The following is a 16,683-nucleotide window of genomic DNA, read 5'->3' as shown; positions in this document are numbered from 1 at the left end:
TATTTTTTATACATTTGATATTGGTTTTACGCTAAAACCATTTTAGTTAATTAAAATTTTACAGGAGTGTTGGCGCATTCCTGTATTTTATTACAATTCAATTCTTAAATCGTCCCCTTCGATCTTCACCTCCAATCCTGAAATAAATTCCAACATTCTTTCAATTTCTGTCAACTTTACATTTCGCGAAATTTCACCCGAGTAGGTATCCTTAGATTTCATAATATTATTTTCAATGCTAACCTTTACACCGTACCAATTTTCAATCTGTTCAGATATTTGCTTTATTGAGAAATTATTAAAGTAAAACGTATTATTTTTCCAAGCCAAATCCGCTAGAATATTAGCCTTAGCCATTACAAAATCGCCTTTATATAAAGTACCACTAGTATTTGGTGAAAGTATTTTTTCAGAATTTTCAGCAGATAGCTTCACACTTCCTTCTAACAACGTGGTTTTAAAAATTGAATTAGTCGAATTAACATTAAATTTTGTACCTAACACCTCCACTTCACCGTGTGCTGTTTCTACTATAAATTTTGAGCTCTGATTTTTTTCAACTTCCAAATACACTTCGCCCGACAGGAGTTTTAGTCGTCTTTCTGCATTATTCATATGCATTGGGATTTTTAGTCTTGAATTTGCATTTACCCAAATTTTTGAACCATCAAATAAAGTGAAATGAATTACTTTTGCCTTGGGAACAACAAGTTCGTACTCCACAAATTCTTTATTAAGGTTGATATTCCGGTTATCATCAGCGAGTAAAACATCACCTTCTTCACTAATTTCAAATGAAGAATTGAGTTCTATTTTATTACCATCGGAAGAAATTAAAATTGCTCCTGTTGTTGCTGGTAAAATTTCTCCAACAGAATCTACTAAGACTTTACCCTCAGCAATAGCCACATTATTACTAATACTCCTCGTTTTTGACAGATAAATAGTAAATGATATACCTAAAACAAAAAAAATACTCGATGCAATTCGCAAAAGCTTATTTGAAAGAAAATACGATAAACTGTAATTAGGTAATTTTTTAGATTCAAAATCCACCCAAGCCTTATCTTTATCGAATGAATTAAAATCAATTAAATCTTTTTCAAGATTATTCGAATCCATAAGACTATTAAGGAGTTCAAGATTGTTAGGATGTTGTGAAATCCATTCATCGATTACCTTCTTATCCTCATCGGAACACTCCCCCTTAATATACCTTGCTAATTTCTTAGCTATTTCACTTTCATTCAGGCCCATATACAATAAGAAACCTAGCTACAAGAAATGGGTGACAAAAAAAAACAATTATTTAATAACGAATAAAAATAAAGCGAAGTATTCTGGATTTAAATTAGATTGAATATATCGGATTCCACGAAGTTTTTGAGTCTTTATGGTATTAACACTTAAGTTTAACTCCGCAGCAACTTCTTTTGTAGAAAATCCTTCTAAATAATACAACTTAAATATTTGTTGACATGCATTAGGAAGTTTTTCTATCAAAGCATTGATTTCTGAGATAGTTTCAGACTTAATGATTGCATTATCAAAGTCTAAATCGAGCAACTCATCAAAGGGCTTAAGCTTATGATATTTTAACTCTACCTTTGATCTTCTATGATAATTTAGAATTTTATTTTTAACTGCAGTATATAAGAATCCCTTATACACTTTTTCATTAGGAACTAATGTCTCGAGATTATCATTTAGAGAGCAGAAAGCGTCCTGAACAAAATCTTCTGACAAAACCTTATCACCCAACAGAGTATAAGCAAAATAACATAGATTTTGATAATACTTATCGAATAATAATTTTGTTATATTTTTTTTCGAAGACATCTTTTTAGTCAGTAGATGACCACAAATATAACGACAACAACCAGCATGTTAAAAAATCACACACACTGGTTTAAAAATTTTCAAATTAAAGTAGCGTTTATTCGACATTGGGGTCTTATTATCGAAAATATTAACACCATTTGATTTTTGATTAGATAATAAAATAAATTTTCCTGACGGGGAAATATTTAAATTCCTAGGAGAGTCACCCTGTACTGAAGAATAGCTTTTAGTTTTTAGAATCCCTGTATTGGTTATTTTATATTGGTAAATTAGATTTGCTGTACCCCTATTGGTAGCATAAATATATTTGCTCTGATTATCAATTTTAATATCCGCCCCTCCTTGTTCTCCTTTGAAGTTGTTTGGATACATTGGCAATATTTGTTTACTCATCCATTTACCGCCTTTTAATTGGAAAACTTCAATTTCACCTGTTAATTCTAAAACACTATATAGCATCTTTTCATCCTTTGAAAAAGTTAAATGTCTTGGACCGCCTCCTAATTTAGTTTTTATCTCCCCAACTTTATGAAACTTAAACTCTCCGAATCTTCTTTCAATCGCAAATATATAAATCAAATCCGCACCTAAATCCGATACATATACCTTATTACCATCTTTAGTAAAGAAAGCAGAATGTATGTGTGATTGCTTTTGTCTACTCTTATTAACACTTGATCCATTAAATTTAATCAAATCATCGATTTTATTTATACTACCATCCTCATTCAAAGAAAGCAACGTGAGAGATCCACTAGAATAGTTAGATACAACAGCTATGGGGTCTTTAGGACTTAATGAAATATGGCAGGGATGCGCACCCTTCGTAGGAACATGACTGACTACTTTATCATCTTTCAAATTAAAAACAGTGACCATGCCTTCTGAATCTTCATTTACAGCGTATAAGACATCACCTCGACGAGCTAGAAATGAAGGATTTGACATCTGTATAGTTTTATGTAAGACAGCTTCCCCAGACACTTCATCAAAATTATATACATATACTCCCTCACTCTCACTGTTGGATGTATATGTCCCAACAAACATTTTATAGACCTGCGCGTGCAAAGTCGTAGAAAACAATAGAAGTAATAAACATAGTGGGATACATAATGTGTGACGGCCTTTCATAAACTCGTTAAATTTCGTTAAATTGACTATTAGCTTGAATCAAAACAGTATATTCGCAAATAATGTTTGACTCTGTTTAATATTAGAAATAAGTTAGTTTATATTATTCATTTGAAAAATAATGCTTTTATAAATTATTCTAATATTTTTGTACCATAAAATTTGACGGACAATTTAATGAAAAAACTTTTAGGAATACTATTTATTCTAACTGTATATATTAATTCACTTTCGGCACAAGATAAACTAGTGGATAGAATAATTGCTAATGTTGGGAATGCACATATATTACAATCGGATTTAGAATTAGAATACACACAATATTTAGCACAAGGCAACAAGCCAGATGACAATATCAAATGTTATATTCTTCAACAGCTTCTAACACAAAAACTGCTAGCTCAGCAAGCTGTTATTGATTCTATCGAAGTATCAGAAAGTGAAGTAGATGATCAATTGAATTTTAGAATTCGTTCTATGGTACAACGTGCTGGAGGTAAAGAACGTCTAGAAGAATTTTTAAATAGATCAATTCTTCAACACAAAGAAGAATTACGTCCTGCTGTAGCTGAACAAATGAAAGGTAATAAAATGCAACAGCAGATTGTTTCCAACATTGATGTTACCCCAGAAGAAGTTAAACGTTATTTTAACAGCCTGAATAACGATAGCCTACCCTATTTTAATACAGAGATTGAATATGCTCAATTGGTTATTAATCCTGTGTTGACTAAAGAAGAAAAGGATGTTTTTAGAAATAAAGCGGAGAGTTATCGTCAGCAAGTTATAAATGGATCTGACTTCGGTACTATTGCAAGACTTTATTCTGAAGATGGCTCTGCGCCCTACGGTGGAGAATTAGGTTTCACAACACGTGAAAATTGGGTTAAAGAATTCTCAGCGCAGGCTTTTAGATTAAAAAAAGGTGAAATATCTCCCGTATTTGAGACTCAATTTGGTTTTCACTTTTTGCAAGTATTGGAAAGAAGAGGTGAAGAAGTAAATGTAAGACACGTGCTTATCAAAAAACAAGCGACCATAGAGTCACTAAATAGGGCTAAAACAAAAATTGATAGTATCTCTGATTTAGTTAAGAACAATAAGTTAAACTTCAATCAAGCTTCTTCAATCTATTCGGATGATCAAAACACGAAGTATGCTGGTGGTGTAGTATCCAACATGGAAAACCGTAATACTCTAATCCCTATGGATCAACTGGATGATGTTGAAGTATTTAATGCAATAGATCCACTTAAAGAAGGTGAAATTTCAAAACCTATATTGTATACGGATAAAAGAGTAGGTGAAAAATCATACCGCATCTACTATCTAAAATCAAGAATAGCCCCTCACAAGGCAAACTTGGATCAAGATTTTGCAAAAATTAAAGAAGCTGCTCGTCAAGACAAAGTCAATCGTACATTGAGTGAGTGGTTTGAAACAAGAAGAGAAACAACATTTATTAGTATAAATCCAGAATTTTCATCTTGTGAAGAATTGAAAATTTGGACAAAGACCTCCAAGCAATTAGCTGGAAAATAAAAGAAAAGGCTTGAAATATGTTATTTCAAGCCTTTTCTTTTATCATTTGAATCTTTTATTGATAGACTAATTTTGAAGCTAAAATTTGATCAGGAATAGATATTTCAAGATCTTTATTCTCAAGCATTTCAAATAATATTTCTGCTGCTTTTGCACCTTGTTCTGCTGGATATTGCTCAATACTCGCTAGTGGTGGATTATCCATATACTTCCACAATGAATAGTTAGCGAAACTAATAACCTGAATATCACGACCTAAAGATATACCATTCTCTTTGGCATATTTGATAATATCAAATGTAACATAATCATTAAAAGCGAGTATAGCCGAAGGTGTAGCATCTAGTGCTCTCAGTTTCTCCATAGCCTTATAATTACTCTCTTCTGTGAGCTCTGAATACACAACATATTTCTCATCAAAAGTTAAACCATTATCTAATAAGGCATTTTTAAATGAAAACGTACGCTCACCTGTCGCATTCAAGGTTTCTGGCCCATTAATAAGTGCTATTTGCTTATGTCCACGTTCAACAAAAGCTTTAACAGCTTCATGGATGCCTGTAGATAGATCACAATACACTTTTGGAACATCTATATTTTCAGGAACACAATCAAAAAATACAATTGGAATTTCATATTTATGAAGCCTTTCCACAAACCCCATATCTATTGTATTTTTACCTAATGACATCAATATGCCATCTACGCGATGTGTTCTAAAACTATTAATTATATTTAATTCACGTTCAGGGTTATCGAGAGATTGTCCCAATAACACAGTAAATTTTTTTTCAGCCGCAATTTCTTCTATAGCGCTGATTGCAGATGCAAAAAAAGGCTCTGAAAGCTTTGGCAATATTACTCCAATTGTGAATGTCTTACGCTGCTTAAAGAAAATAGCTGTCTGATTTGGTTCATAATTTAATTCTTCAGCCAATTTCTTAACACGCATTGTCGTAACCAAACCTATACTAGGGTGATCATTTAATGCTCGTGAAACTGTTGAAGGTGATATTCTTAGTTTCCGAGCTATTTCCTTTATCGTAGTAGGTTTTCCTGCCTTATTCATACTTATATTTCAATTTTATGGATCTGGCTAAAGATAATCATTAAAAGTGAATCCTTTTATTAGGAAATTTATACATTCCTTGAATTTTACGCTGCTTTAATCCATCTTTTGATATTTTGCGTTCAAAATTTGTGCTTCCTGTCACTGCACGATTTTTTGTATTAGAGAAAACACCATTATTAATGTGGTAAATGGCCGCAGAAAGCATACTTTCATCCATATTACCAAAATCTTTAAACGAATCTAATTCCCACACATGGGAATTTGGCTTCAAACCGTCAAAATAATCGCCAAAGCCATCTTTATTAAACATTTGGAAAGAAGTTACATACAATTCGTTCGAAGAACTCACGATCTCTACAGGAAAAAAACCTACAGGCTTTCCATAGGTATTACTTGCTATTGTAGCACCATTATTATATTTGTAAGTTCCAATAACATAGACCTTCATATGTGGTGCGAGCAAATTGATTAATAATTCACTTGCCGACGCGGTCTCTTCCGAAACTAAAAAATAAATTCGAGACAAATTCAAATTACCTTTTTTAGAAAAATAAGTTGGTCCAAATTCATCCCCCTCTTGATCCCATTCAAGCTCTTTAAGAATATTGTTGATTTTATATTTAAATTTTAAATTTCCTGATGATGACATAGGTGCTAAAATATCACCCAAATATTCAGCTGTGGTGACCGATCCACCGCCATTATAGCGAAGATCAACAACCATCTCCTGCACATTCTTGTTTGCTATACCTTCGAATGCTTCATTCATTCTTGATTGGAAAGATTTAGTCTGACCTTTATCTTGTACCCAGGCATCTGTAGACAGAAAAGAACTAAGTCCTAAATATCCAATTTTTTTGTTGCCAGCTGTTAACACAGTGTCTACAAAAATTGCATCAGCATAGTTATTGTACCTATAATCAATATTTACAGTACGACTTTCGCCCTCAGTATTTCGATACTCTACAGTAAGATTTCTTGAATTCAAATAATTATTGAGACTATTAAAATATCCTGCTTTTTGGGTTTCATAGTCTATCTTTTTATCTCCATTCAAACTAGTAATTTGTGCCCCTCGTCTCAAACCTGCTTGATAAGCAGCAGAGTTTTTCTCGACAAAACGCACATATAATTTTGGATTTTTATCGGTTGAGCCGGACTGTATATAGACCAAATCCATACCAAATCCCGAATGATATCCCTGTTGAATACTTCCAGTAATAAAACCGCCTCGATCTAAGAAACTATACCAATCGTAAGCTTTACTTTCACCCTTATTATGCGTATAAAGAATGTCACTATAGAAGAAAAAATTATTACCACTCCCATTATTACCTTTTACTAACTTTCCATTTACACTTGCCTTGGTCATATACATTAAATAACCCAAAACATCACTAGCGGTTTGAAAATATTTTGTGTAATTATTTTTTAAATAATTTTCCTCCTCCATCTTTTCTATATCTGCAAACGCTGGACTGATAACAGGCTCCCAAAGAGTTAAATATTTATAATAATACCAAACAGAATCTTTGATTCGATTTTCATAAGCATCGTCTGTATATACTTTAGTCGTATCTATTGCAAACCTCGTATTGAAATTATAATCATCCTTCTTACATGAAAAACTTAATAAGCTTATTGTAAGAATCAATCCGAGAATATATGTATTAACTTTCATATGAATTTATTGGTACTCAATAACAGATATTTCCTCTTCTGAAACACCATACTCTATTGCAAGATAAGGAATTACAGAGATTTTCAAGTGCAGTATTTCATCTACAAAATAGATACGAACAGAGTTTTTATAGCGATCCAGTTCGCCCCAATCAATAAATTTTAACTTATTTAATTGTTCAATTGGGTTTCCCTTTGTTAAAATAGTTACATGCTTCCCTTTTTCAAAAATCTGCTTTAACAAAGATTTCATTTCACTAAAAATTTCTAACCTTAAAGGAATTTGAGCATTTGCTTGAAGCCTTTCTAAATTTTCACGATACTTTTCCTCAATACCAAAAACTTCCTTTGCGGCATCAAAAACTTTATCCTCACCATGAACAAGATAAATCTTCTTCATAAAAAGGGCAAGATCATTTGCTTTTACTGTACCCTCTGTAAATTCATAAAAACTTCCGAAAAGATAATATACTTGCAACAAATAATCTTGTCTAGGAAACAACACATCATCTAATTCAAAAGCAAACACTTCTTTGCTTAGGTCTAAATCATCAGCTTTTAATAATCTCATTACTTAATTCGCTACAACCAACAAGAAATCTAACCCAGAATCTGAAAGAACCCCTAACCCATCAACATTAACTTCAGCTTGTCTATTATTCAATAAATCCATATTATCTAATAGCAAACTTAAGGACATATCTTTAATAGGATTTGCCAATATTTCCAATTCTTCCAATTGAGACTTTGAGGGACAAATAACCTGAATTCCATACTCTTCAAACAAAAGCAAAGATTCTGCCAATGTTTCAATCTCAGAAAGTTGCAATGGTAAAATGTACTGACAATTATTATCCAATGCAGATTTTAGCATTTCATGTGCAAAAGTTGAATTTATACCTTTTGGTATTTTCAAATAATTGGATTGCATGAAAGCAGGCAAATCCTCAGATGTAGATAATACGACTTCGTATTTTCCTTCTAACATGTTAGCTACACGAAGTCCCAAACTATGTGTAGCACTAGTAATTAATAATCTTTTCAAATCCTTCCCTTCTAATAAATATTTCCGTCTTTCATGTGAATTGTACGATCCGATATATTTGCCAAATCTTCATTATGAGTCACAATAACAAATGTGTGCCCCATCGATTTTCTTAAGTCAAAAAACAACTTATGTAACGCCGCTGCATTCTCAGAATCCAAATTACCAGATGGTTCATCTGCAAGAATAATCTTTGGATTATTTATCAATGCTCGAGCGACAGATACTCGTTGCTGTTCTCCACCAGACAATTGTGATGGCTTATGATTCGCCCTTTCACTTACGCCCAACAGATCTAACAATTCCATAGCTTTTTTCTCTGCGACATCCGTTTTCGTTCCTGCGATATAAGCTGGAATACAGACATTTTCTAAGGCTGTAAATTCTGGCAACAAATGATGAAACTGGAATACGAAGCCAATATACTTGTTTCTAAATGCACTCAACTCTTTGGCGGACAATTTATGGATAGCAATATCGTCGATATACAATTCGCCCTTATCAGCTCTATCAAGTGTACCAATAATATGCAATAATGTACTTTTACCAGCACCCGAAGCACCTACAATACTGACAATTTCACCCTTTCCAATTGTAAAATCTACTCCCTTTAATATGGATAGATTTCCATAAGATTTTTGAATGTTTGATGCTTTTAGAATCATGATACGAATTTAAGAAAAAGATTCTGATTGTTGGTTTGGCTTAAGGTAATAAGCAGTAGCGATTAACAAAAGTATCCAAATAAATTCTTGTCTCTTAAGAATAAAAGTCATATTTTTACATCAAATTTTTTATCAATGAACATTCACGAATATCAAGGAAAAGAAATACTTAAAAGTTTTGGCGTTAGAGTCCAAGAAGGAATTGTTGCTGACACTCCAGAACAAGCAGTTGCTGCTGCTCAAAAAATGAAGGATGACTTCAACTCTGATTGGGTTGTTATAAAAGCGCAAATTCATGCTGGTGGACGTGGTAAAGGTGGCGGTGTTAAATTAGCTAAAAACCACGATGAAGTATTACAACGTGCTACTGACATCATCGGTATGCAATTAGTAACACCACAAACTGGTCCTGAAGGCAAGAAAGTAAATAAAGTATTAGTAGCTCAAGATGTTTACTATCCTGGAGAAAGTGAAACAAAAGAGTTTTACATGTCTGTATTATTAGACCGCGCTACAGGTCGTAATATCATCATGTACTCTACTGAAGGTGGTATGGATATCGAAGAGGTTGCTGAACACACTCCTCATTTGATCTTCAAAGAAGAAATCGACCCTAAAGTAGGTTTACAAGGTTTCCAAGCGCGTAAGATTGCTTTCAACTTAGGTTTATCTGGTGCTGCACATAAAGACATGGTAAAATTCGTAGCTGCTTTATACAAAGCGTACGATTCTATCGATGCTTCTATGTTTGAAATCAACCCTGTATTAAAAACTTCAGATGATAAAATTTTAGCAGTAGATGCAAAAGTAAACTTAGATGAGAATGCTTTATACCGTCACGCTGACATCGCTGCTATGCGCGATGTGACTGAAGAAGATCCAACAGAAGTAGAAGCTGGTGAGTCAAACTTGAACTATGTAAAACTTGACGGTAACGTAGGTTGTATGGTGAATGGTGCTGGTCTTGCAATGGCAACTATGGATATTATCAAGATAGCTGGTGGTGAGCCTGCAAACTTCTTAGACGTAGGTGGTACTGCCAATGCTGAAACTGTAAAAGCTGGTTTCAACATTATCTTAAAAGATCCTAACGTAAAAGCCATCTTAATCAACATCTTCGGCGGTATCGTTCGTTGTGACCGTGTTGCACAAGGTGTGATTGATGCATACAGTGAGATCGGTAACATTCCAGTTCCAATCATTGTACGTCTTCAAGGAACCAATGCAGCTGAGGCTAAGAAATTAATTGACGAATCTGGTCTTCAAGTATACTCAGCAATCTTATTAAAAGAGGCTGCTGAATTAGTAAGCAAAGTATTAGAAGAGAAATAATAAATATTTCTTTATTTAAAATAAAAAAAGCGGTCAACATTAATGTTGACCGCTTTTTTTATAATACTATAATGAACTGGCTTGTAATTTGTAGCGTAATAAATATGAGAAAAATACTTTTTATCATTGTATTGGGGCTAATTACATTCCTATCTGGATATTGGATTAAAACTCAATTATACCCTAAAACTAAAGTTGAAAGCAATCATAATATTCTGTTGGAGAAAATTGAATCAATGGGTAAACTCCAATTAGTCAAATACAAGTACAGCGATATTATCGAACATATTAATAAAACCGACTTTTTACCAGCAGCTAGTGTTTTACTTATAATAAAAGCTGATGCAGCTGGATGTATAGATTTAACCAAAATAGATACCAACTCGGTTAAAACTTTCGGCGACTCTGTACACCTTACTTTACCAAAGGCGGAAATATGTTACATTAAAATCGACCACAAATCATCAAAAGTTTACGACACAAAAATGGCATTCTTTAGAGAAGCAAATCTAGTAGATGAAGCTTATAAACATGCAGAAAACGAAATTGCTAAACAAGTACGACAATCAGATATACTCATACAAACTCAAAACAACGCACTACCTGTATTAAAGCCTTTGTTAGAAGGTCTGGGGTACAAAAAAATAAAAATAGACTTCAAATAAGAAAAGCTGAATGTTGAAACATTCAGCTTTTCTTATTTCATTCAAAATAATAATGAGTTACATTGGTATACGTGCTAAAGGAGCTACGTCCTGTCCTACAAAATCTTTCTTTAAGAATTTATAATGTCCTGCTATTGCTATCATTGCAGCGTTATCAGTACAATATTCAAACTTAGGAATAAAAACTCGCCACTTGTATTTCTCTCCCATTTCCAACAACGATTTACGCAATCCCGAATTAGCAGAAACTCCTCCTGCAATAGCAATATCTTTTACTCCAGTTTGTTTAGCAGCCTTTTTCAACTTATTCAAAAGAATTGATACAATTCTTTCCTGAACTGAGGCACACATGTCGTTCATGTTTTCTTCCAAGAAATTTGGATTCTTCTTAAGCTCAGCTTGAACCATGTACAATATCGCAGTTTTCAAACCAGAAAATGAAAAGTTTAAATCCGCAATTTGAGGTTCTGGCAATTTAAAAGCATAAGGATTCCCTGATTGCGCATATTTATCAATCAAAGGACCTCCAGGATAAGGCAAATTCAAAATCTTAGCAGTCTTATCAAACGCCTCTCCTGCTGCATCATCTAGTGTTTGGCCAATTAATTCCATATCAAAATAATCCTTTACCAATACAATTTGCGTATGTCCACCCGAAACTGTCAAACACAAGAAAGGAAAATTCGGTTTTGGATCATCGATAAAATGCGCCAAAATATGCGCCTGCATGTGATTAATATCAATTAAAGGGATATTTTTGGCTAAGGCAAATGATTTTGCGAATGATGTTCCCACTAAAAGTGAACCTAAAAGTCCAGGTCCACGCGTAAAAGCTACCGCATCTACATCATTTTTCGTAATTTTGGCTTGCTGTAATGCTTGATCAACCGTAGGAATAATATTTTGCTGATGTGCACGCGAAGCCAGCTCGGGAACGACTCCTCCATATTTGGAATGAATTACCTGAGTAGCAATAACATTTGATTTGATTTCACCGTTTACGCAAACGGATGCTGATGTCTCATCACACGAAGATTCAATCCCTAGAATTACAGCCATTTTGGAAGAATTTATTTAACGTACAAAAGTATCAAAAAAATACTTAAAATAACGCTCTGGACTCTTACCAGTATCTTATTATTGATACTGGGAATTGCTGTATCCTTGAATTTTTCTTCCGTACAAACATACCTAACGAAACGTATAGCTACATTTCTTGGCACCGAACTTCACGCAAATATTTCAATTGGAAAAGTATATTTTAAACCTTTTTCTACATTATCATTACATAATCTTGCTGTAACAGAATTTAATGGGGATACAGTTTTCTTCTCTAAGAACCTTCACGCAAAGTTAGATCTATTAAAATTCTTAGATAATAAAATAACCATACATAGTCTCAAATTGGATGAATCCTATTTAAACTATCAAATCTATCAAGACAGTACAAATCTTGATAAGTATATATCCTATTTTTCCAAGCCAAAAAATCAAAAGAAAACTCAAAAAAACAAGCTACAACTAGCCATTCACCGTATCGAACTACTTAATAATAGTTTTAGAATGGTGAACCACAAATATACTAAACCCAAAAAGGGGGTAAATTTTGCAAATTTAGTTGTCTCGAATTTGTCGGGTATAATTGACAATATAAAACTGGATACTATCACAACAGCTAGAATTTCAAAGCTAACTTTGAAGGAAAAATCAGGCCTTCATGTTAAAGAAATATCTGCCAGTGCTAATTATAGCAATGAAGAGATGAGATTCGAAGATTTATTAATTAGAACCAACAACTCAACTCTTAAAGATTATATTGCCTTTAACTATTCTGACATTAAAGATTTTAGTTCATTCCTAACGAAAGTCCAAGTCACAGCTAATATTAAAGATTCTTACATAGATTCTAAGGACATCGAATATTTTGCTCCAACTCTTCAAACAGTTCAATTTACTTCGAACGTAAAGAAAGCAAACCTTAGTGGCACAGTATCAGACATCGTTGCTAGAAATGTAAATATGAGTACCGGCAAAATAACTCACCTACTTGGTGACTTTACGATCAAGGGACTTCCAAACATTAATAGAACTGTATTTGGATTTAATATAAAATCACTTAAAACATCAGCCACAGACATCGAATATTTTGTTCCTAAACTAAATAAGAACAAAAAAATAGTACTACCTAAACAAATTCACAACTTAAAACAGTTAGAATACAAAGGTTCATATGTTGGATTGTATAACGATTTTATTATCAAAGGTAATTTATCAACAGCTGCTGGTATATTGACAGCAAATGCACAAATAGGAATTAAGAAACTATTAGAATATAAAGGTAAACTGACTACTCAAAACTTTAAAGTAGGTGAAGTGCTTGATCTGAATAGTTTGGATAAAACTTCTTTTGATTTAAATCTTGATGGCAAAGGATTAACATTAGAAGACCTTAACCTAGCATTCAATGGCAGTTTAAATAAAACAGCATATGAAAAATACACTTACGAACAAATTAATGTTACAGGCACCTTAATAGAAAAAAATCTGTCTATCGGAGGTACTATTGAAGACGAAAATCTAAGACTAAAGTATACTACTTCAGTTGATTTTGGACATAAATCTCCTAATTATCTTTTGGATGCAAGCATTGACTACGCAGAACCTAAAAAATTAGGATGGCTGCAAAGAGATAGTATAATTATTCAGCAAGCACATATCAACACCAATTTGACAGGTAGTACGCTAAATACTTTAACTGGAAAGCTGCAAGCTGATTCTATTAAATTTAGTACCAGTAAAGGCGATTTTGCTATTGAGAACATCAATTTTTCAGCTGAGGGAAATGAAAACAATAGAATATTATCACTAAAATCTGATGTCTTAGACGCACATGTTGTAGGTGAAATAGATTTAAATACTATTGTTCCTTATTTCAAATCATTAGCCATGCGTTATGCGCCTGCTATTAATATTTCAACTCAAATATATAACCCTCAAAATTTCAATTTAGAACTGAATATAAAATCCTTCCAACCTATTGCAACTTTATTAGACCCTTCACTTACATTAGATGACGGCGCACACATGAATGCTCAATTTTCGTCAGAAGATTATAAAGCTAAATTTATAGCTTTCAGCCCATCCGTGATATATAGAGGAATTAAGTTTAATAACTTATCTGTGATAGAGAACGCCGATCAAAATGCATTTTCGCTGGATATAACATCGGACAAAGTGAATTTCGCGGACAGTACATATATCAACAATGTATCCATCCGAAATATACTTGCTAATGATAGTCTAGTGTTTAATATTGAAATGTCTGAACGAAGTGCTAATAACTATTTGAACTTAAATGGAAATATACATTTTGCACATAATAGCCCTGCATTCATTCATTTTAAACCTTCTGATATTATCATCAATAATGATGCTTGGAATCTGAACAATGATGCACATATACAAATCTCGAAAGGTAAAGTATTCATTGAAAATTTAATTTTAAGTCAGGCAAAACAACAAATCAAATTAAATGGAATTGTTTCTAAAGAAAATGAAAAGCTTAATGTACATTTTAATAATTTCAATCTGACGTCATTAAATGGTATTACAAAACCATTGGGTATTAATCTTCAGGGAACTCTAAACGGCGAGATAGACATCACTTCAGCATTGAAAAATGCTGTAGCCTCATCCAACATTCAAACAGGTCCAATTATATATAATGAAATTCCAATTGGACAATTAGGATTAAATGCAAATTTTAACCCAACAAGTGGGAATATGCTCATTGACATGAAGCTTCTAGATGGTCAGCAAAGAGGAGTTTTAGTTAATGGTGAATATAACTTTTATAGTGATGATGAACCCTTAGATTTAAAGGGAACATTGAAAGAAACAGACCTAATGATTTTCCAACCCTTCTTGAGAAATTTAGTTTCAGATCTTAAAGGTAAAGGAAATGCAACTGTTGACATAAAAGGTACATTTAAAAACCCTAAAATTACTGGGATAGGTCGTTTCAATCAAGCTGAATTTACGGTCAATTATCTCAATACACACTACTATCTAGATAATCAAATCGCAATGGTGGAGAATAATTCTATTATTCTTCAAAATTTCAATATACGCGACACAAAGGGTAATAAAGCACAAGCTAATGGTCTAATCAATCTCCAAAAATTAGCCAATCCATATATTGATATCGATGTAAGTGGAAATCAATTTATGATTCTGAACACAAGTTTCAAAGATAACAGCTTATATTATGGTACTGCATATGCTACAGGTTTATTTCGATTCAAAGGATATACTTCAGCAATAAATATAGATATAAATGCAAAATCAGATCAGGGCACACTTATAACTCTACCATTTAATTCGGCAATGACCGTTACAGATAGTGACTTTATCTACTTTGTAAGTTCTGATTCCACAGAAAACAAAAAACGGATCAAGCGGAATTTGTTTAATGGTCTAACCATGAACATGAATCTTAACTTGACTCCAGACGCTGAAGTTAATTTACAGACGAGCATGGGGTCGCTTAAAGGAAGTGGAAATGGTACAATCGCAATGAAAATATCTAGCTTGGGTGATTTTGAAATGTTTGGAGACTATGTAGTCAGTAAGGGTAAATTTCATTTTACAGCACAAGATTTTATCAATAAATATTTTGACATCAAAGAGGGCGGAACTATTCGATGGACAGGCAACCCTGCTGAAGCTGTTATCAATTTAAACGCACTATATCAACAACGCACAGCTATTGGCCCATTATACAACGCGGCTGGTTACGCAGGTGACAACGAACGTGTCCTAGCGCAAGCAGATATGTTAATTAAGGGGACTCTTGAACAACCTGATGTTACCTTTGATTTGAATTTCCCACAGAACCCTTATATCAAGGATCAAATCCAAAGTTTTTTGAGTGATGCTAACAATGTGAATCAACAAGCGTTGAGTTTAATTGTACGACGTAGCTTCACCCCTAGCTCTACTAGCGAAATAGGAAGAGAGGTAAATAATACGCTATTGTCAGCAGGAACTGAGATCGCATTCAATCAATTGAACAATATCATTTCTCAATCTTTAAACATCAACTTTTTGGATCTTAATATACGTTCATTCAATGATGCCTCTGCTTCATTGCGCTTCTGGAATGATAGATTAGTGATTTCGGGTGGCATTACAGATAGAACAAATCTGGAAGCAACAGATCTAACCTTTTTCCGTCAAGGAGTAACTACTGACACAGAGCTAACTTACAAACTAAGAAAAGATGGTGGATTATTGTTTAGAGCATATAATCGTCCCTACACACGCAATTTTTTAATTCGCTCACTGGATGCAGAATACATTAGTGCCATGGGATTAGTTTATCGACAAGAATTTAATTCGCTTGGTGAATTCTGGCGTAGACTCTGGATTTGGAATAGCAGAGCTAAATAAACGAAATGCTCCCTAAGTGCCCTTTCACCAAAAAAGCAATTGACTATACCTTATTACTCGCCTCAAACATAAAATACACAAACGAATTTTATTGTTTAAAAATCAAAGATAGATTCTTAATTATACACAGAATCAAACGCAATCTAATTACTAAAACTTTATCAATCACCAAACATTAACCTCGCCAACAAAACACCTTAAAAAGGTTACACCCCCTCCCTCTTTGTAACCATTAATTAACAATAAATAGCCGCA

At 33.3% G+C, this 16,683-nt stretch carries 13 protein-coding genes; 4 read left to right on the top strand and 9 right to left on the bottom strand.

Annotated features, from left to right (window positions below; translation table 11 throughout):
• Positions 1-90: 90 nt before the first annotated feature.
• Genes IPZ78_RS13705 through IPZ78_RS13695 form a run of 3 tightly spaced genes read right to left on the bottom strand, consistent with a single transcriptional unit; the run spans position 91 to position 2,976 of the window.
• Positions 91-1,257 carry a FecR family protein gene (locus IPZ78_RS13705; RefSeq protein ID WP_225554558.1) on the bottom strand — a complete coding sequence of 389 codons (1,167 nt, stop codon included), beginning with the start codon at positions 1,255-1,257 and terminating at the stop codon, positions 91-93.
• A gap of 48 nt (positions 1,258-1,305) precedes the next feature.
• Complete coding sequence (locus tag IPZ78_RS13700) at positions 1,306-1,851, bottom strand: sigma-70 family RNA polymerase sigma factor (RefSeq protein WP_262903879.1); 546 nt, start codon at positions 1,849-1,851, stop codon at positions 1,306-1,308.
• 36 nt (positions 1,852-1,887) lie between these two features.
• Positions 1,888-2,976 (bottom strand): lactonase family protein, encoded by a 1,089-nt coding sequence (locus tag IPZ78_RS13695; RefSeq protein WP_225554556.1) that lies wholly within the window; start codon positions 2,974-2,976, stop codon positions 1,888-1,890.
• A 177-nt stretch (positions 2,977-3,153) separates the two neighbouring features.
• Between IPZ78_RS13695 and IPZ78_RS13690 the strand changes: the two genes are divergently transcribed.
• On the top strand, positions 3,154-4,518 hold the full coding sequence (locus IPZ78_RS13690; protein ID WP_225554555.1) for a peptidylprolyl isomerase: 1,365 nt from the start codon (positions 3,154-3,156) through the stop codon (positions 4,516-4,518).
• Between the two features lie 55 nt (positions 4,519-4,573).
• Here IPZ78_RS13690 and IPZ78_RS13685 read toward each other — a convergent pair whose 3' ends face one another.
• From IPZ78_RS13685 to IPZ78_RS13665, 5 genes are read right to left on the bottom strand one after another with little or no spacing between them, the layout of a single operon-like run.
• Positions 4,574-5,587, bottom strand: a complete 1,014-nt coding sequence (locus IPZ78_RS13685; protein ID WP_225554554.1) for a LacI family DNA-binding transcriptional regulator — start codon at positions 5,585-5,587, stop codon at positions 4,574-4,576.
• Positions 5,588-5,627: 40 nt separating this feature from the next.
• On the bottom strand, positions 5,628-7,271 hold the full coding sequence (locus IPZ78_RS13680; protein ID WP_225554553.1) for a S41 family peptidase: 1,644 nt from the start codon (positions 7,269-7,271) through the stop codon (positions 5,628-5,630).
• Between the two features lie 6 nt (positions 7,272-7,277).
• The gene (locus IPZ78_RS13675; RefSeq protein WP_225554552.1) at positions 7,278-7,841 is read right to left on the bottom strand and encodes an HAD family hydrolase; all 564 of its coding nucleotides are present in this window, start codon (positions 7,839-7,841) and stop codon (positions 7,278-7,280) included.
• Positions 7,842-7,844: 3 nt separating this feature from the next.
• Positions 7,845-8,315 carry a hypothetical protein gene (locus IPZ78_RS13670; RefSeq protein WP_225554551.1) on the bottom strand — a complete coding sequence of 157 codons (471 nt, stop codon included), beginning with the start codon at positions 8,313-8,315 and terminating at the stop codon, positions 7,845-7,847.
• An 11-nt stretch (positions 8,316-8,326) separates the two neighbouring features.
• Positions 8,327-8,980 carry an ABC transporter ATP-binding protein gene (locus IPZ78_RS13665; RefSeq protein WP_225554550.1) on the bottom strand — a complete coding sequence of 218 codons (654 nt, stop codon included), beginning with the start codon at positions 8,978-8,980 and terminating at the stop codon, positions 8,327-8,329.
• A gap of 135 nt (positions 8,981-9,115) precedes the next feature.
• Here IPZ78_RS13665 and sucC point away from each other — a divergent pair, with 135 nt between their 5' ends.
• Both sucC and IPZ78_RS13655 read left to right on the top strand, forming a co-directional pair.
• A complete protein-coding gene (sucC, locus tag IPZ78_RS13660; protein WP_225554549.1) occupies positions 9,116-10,312 on the top strand; it encodes an ADP-forming succinate--CoA ligase subunit beta in 1,197 nt (398 codons plus the stop codon).
• 104 nt (positions 10,313-10,416) lie between these two features.
• Entirely contained in the window at positions 10,417-10,977 is a 561-nt protein-coding gene (locus tag IPZ78_RS13655; RefSeq protein WP_225554548.1) for a DUF4230 domain-containing protein, read from the top strand.
• Between the two features lie 57 nt (positions 10,978-11,034).
• Here the strand turns inward: IPZ78_RS13655 and tsaD are convergent, their stop codons facing one another.
• Complete coding sequence (gene tsaD, locus IPZ78_RS13650; RefSeq protein ID WP_225554547.1) at positions 11,035-12,036, bottom strand: tRNA (adenosine(37)-N6)-threonylcarbamoyltransferase complex transferase subunit TsaD; 1,002 nt, start codon at positions 12,034-12,036, stop codon at positions 11,035-11,037.
• Between the two features lie 81 nt (positions 12,037-12,117).
• Here tsaD and IPZ78_RS13645 point away from each other — a divergent pair, with 81 nt between their 5' ends.
• The gene (locus tag IPZ78_RS13645) at positions 12,118-16,428 is read left to right on the top strand and encodes a translocation/assembly module TamB domain-containing protein (protein ID WP_225554546.1); all 4,311 of its coding nucleotides are present in this window, start codon (positions 12,118-12,120) and stop codon (positions 16,426-16,428) included.
• Positions 16,429-16,683 lie beyond the last annotated feature (255 nt).

The organism is Sphingobacterium bovistauri (assembly GCF_020295405.1).
Taxonomy (GTDB): domain Bacteria; phylum Bacteroidota; class Bacteroidia; order Sphingobacteriales; family Sphingobacteriaceae; genus Sphingobacterium; species Sphingobacterium bovistauri.
The sequence above is the reverse complement of the archived record's forward strand: the minus strand, read 5'-3'. Positions and strand labels throughout refer to the sequence as shown.

Coding starts and splice junctions, on each gene's coding strand:
- IPZ78_RS13665 (WP_225554550.1), bottom strand. CDS start 8,980: ATGATTCTAAAAGCATCAAACATTCAAAAATCTTATGGAAATCTATCC.
- IPZ78_RS13690 (WP_225554555.1), top strand. CDS start 3,154: ATGAAAAAACTTTTAGGAATACTATTTATTCTAACTGTATATATTAAT.
- IPZ78_RS13680 (WP_225554553.1), bottom strand. CDS start 7,271: ATGAAAGTTAATACATATATTCTCGGATTGATTCTTACAATAAGCTTA.
- IPZ78_RS13695 (WP_225554556.1), bottom strand. CDS start 2,976: ATGAAAGGCCGTCACACATTATGTATCCCACTATGTTTATTACTTCTA.
- tsaD (WP_225554547.1), bottom strand. CDS start 12,036: ATGGCTGTAATTCTAGGGATTGAATCTTCGTGTGATGAGACATCAGCA.
- IPZ78_RS13705 (WP_225554558.1), bottom strand. CDS start 1,257: ATGGGCCTGAATGAAAGTGAAATAGCTAAGAAATTAGCAAGGTATATT.
- IPZ78_RS13655 (WP_225554548.1), top strand. CDS start 10,417: ATGAGAAAAATACTTTTTATCATTGTATTGGGGCTAATTACATTCCTA.
- IPZ78_RS13685 (WP_225554554.1), bottom strand. CDS start 5,587: ATGAATAAGGCAGGAAAACCTACTACGATAAAGGAAATAGCTCGGAAA.
- sucC (WP_225554549.1), top strand. CDS start 9,116: ATGAACATTCACGAATATCAAGGAAAAGAAATACTTAAAAGTTTTGGC.
- IPZ78_RS13675 (WP_225554552.1), bottom strand. CDS start 7,841: ATGAGATTATTAAAAGCTGATGATTTAGACCTAAGCAAAGAAGTGTTT.